This is a genomic window from Peribacillus sp. (assembly GCF_059453735.1).
Window position 1 is genome coordinate 1 of record NZ_JAZVJO010000002.1, and the last position, 8840, is coordinate 8840.

Below are 8840 nucleotides of genomic sequence, written 5' to 3' on the forward strand. Positions count from 1 at the left end.
CTGAATCAACAGGATAATCGAAACGTTCGTCTCGATACGGAAAACGAAAAGTTTCTCAATGAACGGATTGAAATAGAGGCGAAGAAGCTAGAGTCTGCTCAATTATTTGCTGCGGTGACTGCTCAAATTGAAGAGCATGTATATCGTTTTCGTGAAGAACAAAAAAGGCTGGAAAATAACAAAGCGGCGTATCAAAAGCAAGAAAAAACGCTTTATCAAGCCTACCAATTTTTACAACAGTCTAAGTCAAAAAAAGACATGCTTGAAGAAATGGAAGAAGACTATGCTGGCTTCTTCCAGGGTGTAAAAGAAGTATTGAAGGCGAAAAACCGCACTTTACAAGGTGTTGAAGGAGCGGTTGCGGAATTAATTAAAGTTCCGAAGGAGTATCAGCTGGCGATTGAAACGGCACTTGGCGGCTCCATGCAGCATGTGGTTATGGATGGAGAAGAAAATGCACGTAAAGCCATTACATTCTTAAAAAAGAATGGATACGGACGGGCAACGTTTTTACCGCTTACCGTAATTAGGGCTAGGGAAATTCCGTCCTCTCAACTTCGTGCGGTGGCTAGTCACCCGGCATTCGTCGGGACAGCTGTTGATTTAATTGGCTTTGACAAAAAATACCTCAATATCGCAGCGAATCTCCTTGGTACAGTGATTATCACGAAAGATCTGAAAGGTGCCAATGAATTGGCCAAACTTGTCCATCATAAGTACCGTTTTGTAACGATCGAAGGTGATGTCGTCAATCCTGGTGGATCCATGACGGGTGGAGCTATCAAGCAAAAAACGTCTTCCTTATTATCCAGAAAAACTGAACTGGATGAATTGAAGACAAAGATTGCCGATATGGAAGAGAAAACGTCTGTGCTTGAGAAGCATGTTAAGCAACTGAAGACTGATATCACTTCTCAGGAAGAAAAAGTAGAGGGTTACCGTCAAGCTGGTGAAGCATTACGTCTAAAAGAGCTTTCCCTTAAGGGATCTGTTCGCGAAATCGAACTGCAAGAGAAAAATGTTAATGAACGATTGCATTTATATGATCTCGATAAAAAGTCAATTGAAGAAGAAAAACAAAGTAAAAAGCTAAGATTAGAAGAGCTTGAAGAGCTGCTTGCCTCTTGCTCTAAAGAGATCATATTGCTGGATGAAACCATTGCTGAATTGACAAAACAGAAACAGTCTCAGCAAACTTCCAAAGAAAGTCTTACCGAAGAAACGAATGAGCTCAAAGTTCAGTTGGCTTCTAAAAAGGAACAGCTTCAGAATCAGCGTGAAAAATACAGCCGAATTAACGATCAATTGGCAGAGGAACAAGAACGAGTTACGGATTATAAAGAGGATTTATCGCTGTTAACCAATGAAATGACTTCATCTTCAAGCGGTGAAGTTACACTTGAGGACGCTGCACAAGGCAAACTGAAAGTTAAAAATGAATCGGTACAGTTGATATCGTCTCAAAAGCAGGAGCGGGTTCAACTGCTCAAAAAGCTTGAAGATCTTGATATAGAATGCAAAGAACTAAAACGTCTGCATAAAGGCCTGTCAGAAGCTGTTAAAGATGAAGAAGTTAAGCTGAACCGTCTTGATGTTGAACTTGAAAATCGTCTTGATCACTTACGTGAGGAATATATGCTTTCCTACGAAGCTGCGAAAGAAAATCACCCGCTTACTATTCCAGCTGATGAAGCACGAAAAAAGGTCAAATTAATCAGGCTTGCTATTGAAGAGCTCGGCAGTGTGAATCTTGGTGCCATTGAAGAATATGACCGGGTCTCTGAACGGTTTAATTTCCTTACAGAGCAGAAAAATGATTTGCAGCAAGCAAAAGATACCTTGTTTGAGGTCATTGATGAAATGGATGGGGAAATGAAACGCCGGTTTTCCGAAACGTTTTACGCGATTCGAGAACAGTTTGAACGAGTGTTCAAGTCACTATTTGGCGGAGGACGAGCTGAACTTAAATTAAGTAATCCGGAGGACCTCCTTAATACAGGGGTGGATATTATTGCACAGCCGCCAGGGAAAAAACTTCAAAACCTAGGACTGCTGTCCGGCGGGGAACGTGCATTAACAGCCATTGCCCTGCTTTTCTCTATTTTAAAAGTCCGGCCAGTACCGTTTTGTATATTAGATGAAGTTGAAGCGGCATTAGATGAAGCGAATGTGTATCGTTTTAGTCAATACCTTAAGCAGTTCAGTGCAGAAACTCAATTTATCGTCATTACACACCGTAAAGGAACAATGGAAGAAGCAGATGTACTTTATGGAATAACGATGCAGGAATCGGGCGTTTCTAAACTTGTTTCAGTCCGAATGGACGAAACAGCTGAATATGCAAAATCCTAGAAATTTACTAAGGAAGTGAACCAATGAGTTTTTTTAAAAAGCTAAAAGAAAAATTTACCGATCAATCTGATACGGTTACCGACAAGTTTAAACAAGGTTTAACCAAAACTAGAGACTCTTTTTCCGGCAAAGTAAATGATCTTGTTGCTCGTTATCGTAAAGTCGATGAAGAGTTTTTCGAAGAACTCGAAGAAATTTTAATTGGTGCAGATGTTGGATTTGAAACAGTGATGACGTTGGTCGATGATTTAAAGATGGAAGTAAAGCGCCGTAATATTTCTGATTCTAAGGAAGTACAGTCTGTCATTTCCGAGAAACTTGTAGAAATTTATCAAGGGAACGATGCAGATCAAACTGAATTGAATATGCAAGATGGCTTAACGGTCATTCTTTTTGTTGGTGTCAATGGCGTAGGAAAGACAACTACGATTGGAAAATTAGCCAATAAGCTTAAGAGTGAGGGGAAAACAGTTATGCTCGCAGCTGGTGATACCTTCAGAGCTGGTGCTATTGAACAATTGGAAGTATGGGGAGATCGTGTAGGCGTTGAAGTGATTAAGCAAGCTGAAGGTTCTGATCCAGCAGCTGTTATGTTTGATGCACTGCGTTCTGCGAAGGCTAAAAAAGCAGATGTGCTTATCTGCGATACTGCAGGCCGTCTTCAAAATAAAGTGAACTTGATGAATGAACTTGAAAAGGTGAAACGGGTCATTGAACGTGAAATACCTGGAGCACCACATGAAGTTCTGTTAGCACTTGATGCCACAACTGGGCAAAATGCCTTGATTCAGGCAAAAACGTTTAAAGAAGTAACCAATGTCACCGGAATTGTCCTAACGAAGCTTGACGGAACGGCTAAAGGCGGTATCGTCTTAGCTATTCGTAATGAATTAAATATTCCTGTTAAGTTTGTTGGTCTCGGTGAGAAAATGGATGATCTGCAGGAATTTGATGCTGATAAATACGTATATGGTTTATTTGCTGATGTAATTGAAGAAAAAGAATGAATCGTTGAACCCGTTTGCGGATGCAGACGGGTTCTTTTTGTTTTGAAGGGGAACATACGAAGTAGATGTTAACGAAGTCATACAACTCAATCTAGAGGGTTTTAAGGGTATGTTAGATACGTCCGCTAAAAGGCAGTGCGGCTAAATGTATGAGTTAGTCAACTACCTTCCTCTCAGCATTGTATCCTGAGCAATATCTAGTCCTGAGAGATCAGCGAGACAACGAAACGGAAGGAATATATTACCTGCATATATCGCGGAAAAGGGACTTAAAACAGCTCTTTGAATGAAGTGCAAGGTTTCACCTTGACATCATATCGGAACGTGTGTAAACTATAGTTTGTAAAGGGTTTTCACTTAACAGCTGGGAGGTCAGCAGATGCTCGAGAAAACAATGCGGATTAATTACTTATTTGATTTCTATCAATCGTTATTAACCGAAAAACAAAAGAGCTATATGTCCCTCTACTATCTGGATGATTACTCTCTTGGTGAGATTGCTGATGAATATGATATAAGCAGGCAGGCAGTCTATGATAATATAAAACGAACGGAAGCAATGCTTGAAGAATATGAAATGAAGCTGTTGCTTTTCCAGAAATTTCAAGAGCGAACTACGTGGATTGCCAAAATGAAAGAACTAATTGATACGGAAACGTATTCAAAGGACGATCTATTGGCCGCAGTTATCGAGCTTGAGAAGTTAGATTAGGAGGCGGCATATATGGCATTTGAAGGATTAGCTGACCGACTGCAGAGCACCATGCAAAAAATTCGCGGCAAAGGTAAGGTTAATGAAGCGGACGTTAAGGAAATGATGCGTGAAGTACGCATTGCACTCCTAGAAGCGGATGTTAACTTTAAGGTTGTTAAAGATTTTATTAAACGCGTGAGTGAACGTGCAGTTGGACAGGAAGTGCTGAAAAGCTTAACCCCAGGTCAGCAGGTAATTAAAGTAGTAAAAGAAGAGCTGACCGAACTTATGGGCGGCGATCAGAGCAAAATTGCTGTCGCCAGCCGTCCCCCGACCGTTATTATGATGGTTGGTCTTCAGGGTGCAGGTAAAACGACAACAACTGGTAAATTAGCCAATCTTCTTCGGAAGAAACACAATCGTAAACCACTGTTAGTAGCTGCGGATATTTATCGTCCGGCTGCAATTCAACAGCTTGAAACGCTTGGAAAACAAATTAATATGCCTGTTTTTTCGCTTGGAGATCAAGTCAGCCCGGTAGAAATTGCCCGGCAGGCGATTGAAAAAGCGAAGGAAGAACATCATGATTATGTCCTCATTGATACAGCAGGCCGCCTTCATGTAGATGAAACGCTCATGGGTGAGCTTAAAGATATTAAAGAATTGACAAAACCTGATGAAATATTCCTTGTTGTTGATGCTATGACAGGGCAGGACGCTGTAAATGTAGCTACAAGCTTTAATGAACAACTCGGTTTAACCGGCGTTGTGTTAACGAAGCTTGATGGTGATACACGAGGCGGTGCTGCACTGTCAATCCGTGCTGTTTCCCAAACCCCAATTAAATTTGTCGGGATGGGTGAAAAGCTGGATGCACTTGAGGCTTTCCATCCAGACCGCATGGCTTCAAGAATTCTTGGTATGGGTGATGTTCTTACCCTTATCGAAAAAGCCCAAACAAATGTGGATGAAGAAAAGGCAAAAGAGCTTGAACAAAAAATTCGGACGTCGTCGTTTACTTTCGATGATTTTCTGGAGCAACTTGACCAAATGCGTAATATGGGTCCGTTGGATGATCTTCTGAAAATGCTGCCTGGTGCCAACAAAATGAAAGGGATAGATAAGCTTTCAATCGATGAAAAACAAATCGGTCATGTAGAAGCGATTATCCGTTCAATGACAAAGGCAGAAAAGGAGCATCCAGAAATCATTAATGCTGGACGCAGAAAACGAATTGCAAAAGGCAGCGGCAGGCCTATTCAAGAAGTCAACCGTTTATTAAAGCAATTTGAAGATATGAAAAAGATGATGAAACAGGTAACTGGCATGACTAAAGGGAAGAAAAAAGGCTTTAAATTACCCTTCATGTAAGACCAGTTTTTGTCTGTTAAGAAAAAAACCTTTACAACGTATGCAGGGTTTGATATTATACTATCTTGTGTGAAACTATTCGGAGGTGCTATTTAAAATGGCAGTAAAAATTCGCTTAAAACGTATGGGAGCAAAAAAGACTCCTTTCTATCGTGTTGTAGTTGCAGATTCCCGTTCACCACGTGACGGACGTTACATTGAAGTAGTTGGAACTTATAACCCAGTTACTCAACCTGCAAAAGTTGAAATCAATGAAGAACTAGTTCTTAAATGGTTAAACGATGGTGCTAAACCATCTGATACTGTTCGTAACTTGTTATCAGGCCAAGGAATCATGGAAAAATTCCATAATTCAAAGCTAGGCAAGTAATCAGTAATTGAAAGCATTAATTGAAACGATTGTTTCCGCGCTTGTTGATTATCCCGAAGACGTTCATGTAACGGAACGGGATGATGATGGCCGGACCGTTTATTCCCTTTCTGTTAACAAAGAAGATATGGGAAAGGTTATCGGCAAGCAAGGGCGTATTGCTAAAGCGATTCGGACTGTGGTATATGCAGCAGGGTCCTCACAGCATAAGAAAATCTATTTGGAAATTTCCGAATAAGGGAGGGCTAACACCCTTCCTTTTTTGTATAAAAAAAATAGTCAAGCTAATCTTGTGCATGTGTTGATCCAAGTAATGGTATACTTACATGCATACATATAATGGCTCTGCTGCAGTTAGAATACATAGATAGAGGAGGCGGCGCTGGGGTGAAAATTCTCCAAAACGTCATCGTTAATCAAGTTTTGACGGAGTCCAGCAAAAATAAGCTTCTTGAAACGTACAAAACAAAAAGGCTGCAACTCCAAAAGGAAAGCGAACAGCTTCGCTTTGAATTAAAAAAACTCGAAAAAACCCGCAATTTTCAGCCCGCAAACCTTCGCACTCACTTCGAAAAAGAAATAAATGGCCGTCAAGAGAAAATTAAGCTGCTGGAATTTCAAATCGAACAGCTTAATATTCTGCCGGTTGGCAGTGAGTTAAAGGAACGGGAAGTCCAAAGCATTGTCGAGCTTGAAGTTGGAGCGAATTGGGACGAATTCATTCAAACGAAAACAATTGTGATTAAAGATGGAATTGTTTCGGAAATACGCTAGAGGTGAAAACATGGAAAAATGGTTCAACGTAGGAAAAATTGTTAATACTCATGGAATTCAAGGTGAAATACGCGTAATTTCCATTACGGATTTTGCTGAAAAGCGTTATAAGGTTGGTAATACAATTTATTTATTTATGGAAAATGAAAAAACACCGAAAAAACTTAAAATCACTTCACACCGCCTTCACAAGAATTTTAATTTACTAACCTTTGAAGGTTATTACAATGTGAACTTGGCAGAGTCTTTGAGAGGTGGCATTTTAAAGGTCCCTGCTGAAGATCTTGGTAAACTGGACGAAAATGAATTTTATTTCCACGAAATCATCGGCTGTACAGTATTTACGGATGAAGGCGAAGAAATCGGCACTATAAGTGAAGTTCTCACGCCTGGCGCGAATGATGTCTGGGTCATTAAACGTAAAGCGGGCAAAGATGTCTTGATTCCTTATATTGAACAAATCGTCAAGTCTGTAGATGTAACTTCTAAGAAAGTGACGATTACACCGATGGAAGGTTTATTAGATTAATGAAAATTGATGTTTTGTCACTGTTTCCAGAAATGTTTGAGGGTGTTCTGGGTAATTCAATTTTAAAAAAAGCCGCTGAGAAAGAGGCCGTTACGTATCGAGTAACCAATTTCCGTGAATTTGCAGATAATAAGCATCACAGGGTTGACGATTATCCCTACGGCGGCGGAGCGGGCATGGTTTTAAAGCCGGAGCCGATCTTTGATGCTGTGGAAGCTTTACGCAGCGAAGCGGAAGACAATCCACGTGTTATTCTTTTATGCCCTCAAGGTGAGCGGTACACTCAAAAAAAAGCGGAAGAGTTGTCGAAGGAAGATCATCTGATTTTCATCTGTGGTCATTATGAAGGATATGATGAACGGATTCGCGAGCATGTTGTCACAGATGAAATTTCAATTGGTGATTATATTCTAACAGGCGGCGAACTCGGGGCAATGATATTGATTGATAGTGTTGTAAGGCTGTTGCCAGGCGTGCTGGGCAATGAAGATTCTCCAATACTAGATTCTTACTCTTCGGGTCTTCTCGAGCATCCTCACTACACAAGACCTGCTGATTTTCGTGGAATGAAAGTTCCTGATACGTTGTTATCAGGAAATCATAAGCATATAGATGAGTGGAGAAGCAAGGAATCCCTAAGGCGTACATGGCTTCGTCGTCCGGATTTACTTGAAAACTATCCGCTGAATGATCAAGAAATCAAGTGGCTTGAAGAAATAAAAAAAGAATAACACTCACTTGCGTCAGGATTCTTAATATGGTAAAATGAGTTTTGTGGTCTGGGTAAAGCCCAGCCTTATAACGATGTTCCGCTGCAATGATAGACAGATTTGCAAGAGCGTTCTAGGAGGAGAAGGATATTATGACAAACATTATTACAGAACTAACAAAAGACCAACTTCGTACGGATCTTCCAGCGTTTCGTCCTGGTGACACTGTACGTGTACACGTTAAAGTTGTTGAAGGAACACGCGAACGTATCCAGTTATTCGAAGGTGTTGTAATTAAACGCCGCGGTGGCGGAGTAAGCGAAAGCTTTACAGTTCGTAAAATTTCTTACGGTGTTGGAGTTGAACGTGCATTCCCAGTTCATACACCAAAAATCGCTAAATTAGAAGTATTACGTTATGGTAAAGTACGTCGTGCTAAACTTTACTACCTTCGTGAGCTTCGTGGTAAAAAAGCGCGTATCAAAGAAATTCGCCGCTAAGCCTGCCTCATTTGAGGAAGCTGCTTAACAGTCGAGATATTACTAACAGCATTTATTAAAAGGAGCTTGTTCTGCAGGCTCCTTTTTTCACTTTATAAAAGGGTGATTAAAAAATGGTTAAAAAGAAAAATGAACTTTGGGAATGGACAAAAGCGCTTGTCATTGCCCTAGTCCTGGTCTTTGTAATTCGTTATTTTTTGTTTACCCCAATTGTTGTAGATGGAATATCAATGGTACCGACACTTAAAAGTGAAGATAGGATGATTGTGAATAATTTCAGTTATGCAATCGGTGATCCAAAACGTTTCGATATAATTGTATTTGAAGCGCCAGAGGGGAAAGACTACATAAAACGAGTTATTGGTCTTCCAGGAGATGAAGTTGCCTACAAAGACGATGTCTTATATATCAACGGCAAGGTTTATGATGAACCGTATTTGACTGACTTGAAGAAGCAGCTGACAGATGGTGGTTTGTTGACGGAGCCATTCACGCTTAGCGATGTAACCGAAAGTAACACGGTCCCTGAAGGT

At 40.5% G+C, this 8840-nt stretch carries 11 protein-coding genes; all 11 read left to right on the plus strand.

Features of this window, described 5'->3' with window-relative positions; all coding sequences use genetic code 11:
* Positions 1–2352: chromosome segregation protein SMC (gene smc, locus AC52RT_RS00015; RefSeq protein ID WP_495538858.1), on the plus strand; the 2352-nt coding region annotated here is incomplete at its 5' end.
* Between the two features lie 23 nt (positions 2353–2375).
* The gene (gene ftsY / locus AC52RT_RS00020; RefSeq protein WP_495538859.1) at positions 2376–3359 is read left to right on the plus strand and encodes a signal recognition particle-docking protein FtsY; all 984 of its coding nucleotides are present in this window, start codon (positions 2376–2378) and stop codon (positions 3357–3359) included.
* A gap of 379 nt (positions 3360–3738) precedes the next feature.
* On the plus strand, positions 3739–4071 hold the full coding sequence (locus AC52RT_RS00025) for a putative DNA-binding protein (protein WP_495538860.1): 333 nt from the start codon (positions 3739–3741) through the stop codon (positions 4069–4071).
* Between the two features lie 12 nt (positions 4072–4083).
* Positions 4084–5424 carry a signal recognition particle protein gene (gene ffh, locus AC52RT_RS00030; RefSeq protein WP_495538861.1) on the plus strand — a complete coding sequence of 447 codons (1341 nt, stop codon included), beginning with the start codon at positions 4084–4086 and terminating at the stop codon, positions 5422–5424.
* Positions 5425–5521: 97 nt separating this feature from the next.
* Positions 5522–5794: a 30S ribosomal protein S16 gene (gene rpsP, locus AC52RT_RS00035; RefSeq protein ID WP_040374121.1), complete on the plus strand. Its 273-nt coding sequence runs from the start codon at positions 5522–5524 to the stop codon at positions 5792–5794.
* 7 nt (positions 5795–5801) lie between these two features.
* Positions 5802–6032, plus strand: a complete 231-nt coding sequence (locus tag AC52RT_RS00040; protein WP_340849601.1) for a KH domain-containing protein — start codon at positions 5802–5804, stop codon at positions 6030–6032.
* A gap of 149 nt (positions 6033–6181) precedes the next feature.
* The gene (locus AC52RT_RS00045) at positions 6182–6568 is read left to right on the plus strand and encodes a YlqD family protein (protein ID WP_201648023.1); all 387 of its coding nucleotides are present in this window, start codon (positions 6182–6184) and stop codon (positions 6566–6568) included.
* 10 nt (positions 6569–6578) lie between these two features.
* Positions 6579–7097, plus strand: a complete 519-nt coding sequence (gene rimM / locus AC52RT_RS00050) for a ribosome maturation factor RimM (protein WP_340849603.1) — start codon at positions 6579–6581, stop codon at positions 7095–7097.
* The gene (trmD, locus tag AC52RT_RS00055; protein ID WP_495538862.1) at positions 7097–7828 is read left to right on the plus strand and encodes a tRNA (guanosine(37)-N1)-methyltransferase TrmD; all 732 of its coding nucleotides are present in this window, start codon (positions 7097–7099) and stop codon (positions 7826–7828) included. The genes rimM and trmD overlap by 1 nt, the downstream gene beginning before the upstream one ends.
* Positions 7829–7959: 131 nt before the next feature.
* Positions 7960–8307, plus strand: coding sequence for a 50S ribosomal protein L19 (gene rplS / locus AC52RT_RS00060; protein ID WP_040373592.1), 348 nt, complete (start codon positions 7960–7962; stop codon positions 8305–8307).
* A gap of 113 nt (positions 8308–8420) precedes the next feature.
* On the plus strand, positions 8421–8840 hold a 420-nt coding region (gene lepB, locus AC52RT_RS00065; protein WP_495538863.1), incomplete at its 3' end, for a signal peptidase I.

What these genes read in the sequence shown, in the direction of transcription:
- ftsY (WP_495538859.1), top strand. Translation starts at nt 2,376, where the DNA reads ATGAGTTTTTTTAAAAAGCTAAAAGAAAAATTTACCGATCAATCTGAT.
- AC52RT_RS00025 (WP_495538860.1), top strand. Translation starts at nt 3,739, where the DNA reads ATGCTCGAGAAAACAATGCGGATTAATTACTTATTTGATTTCTATCAA.
- ffh (WP_495538861.1), top strand. Translation starts at nt 4,084, where the DNA reads ATGGCATTTGAAGGATTAGCTGACCGACTGCAGAGCACCATGCAAAAA.
- rpsP (WP_040374121.1), top strand. Translation starts at nt 5,522, where the DNA reads ATGGCAGTAAAAATTCGCTTAAAACGTATGGGAGCAAAAAAGACTCCT.
- rimM (WP_340849603.1), top strand. Translation starts at nt 6,579, where the DNA reads ATGGAAAAATGGTTCAACGTAGGAAAAATTGTTAATACTCATGGAATT.
- trmD (WP_495538862.1), top strand. Translation starts at nt 7,097, where the DNA reads ATGAAAATTGATGTTTTGTCACTGTTTCCAGAAATGTTTGAGGGTGTT.
- rplS (WP_040373592.1), top strand. Translation starts at nt 7,960, where the DNA reads ATGACAAACATTATTACAGAACTAACAAAAGACCAACTTCGTACGGAT.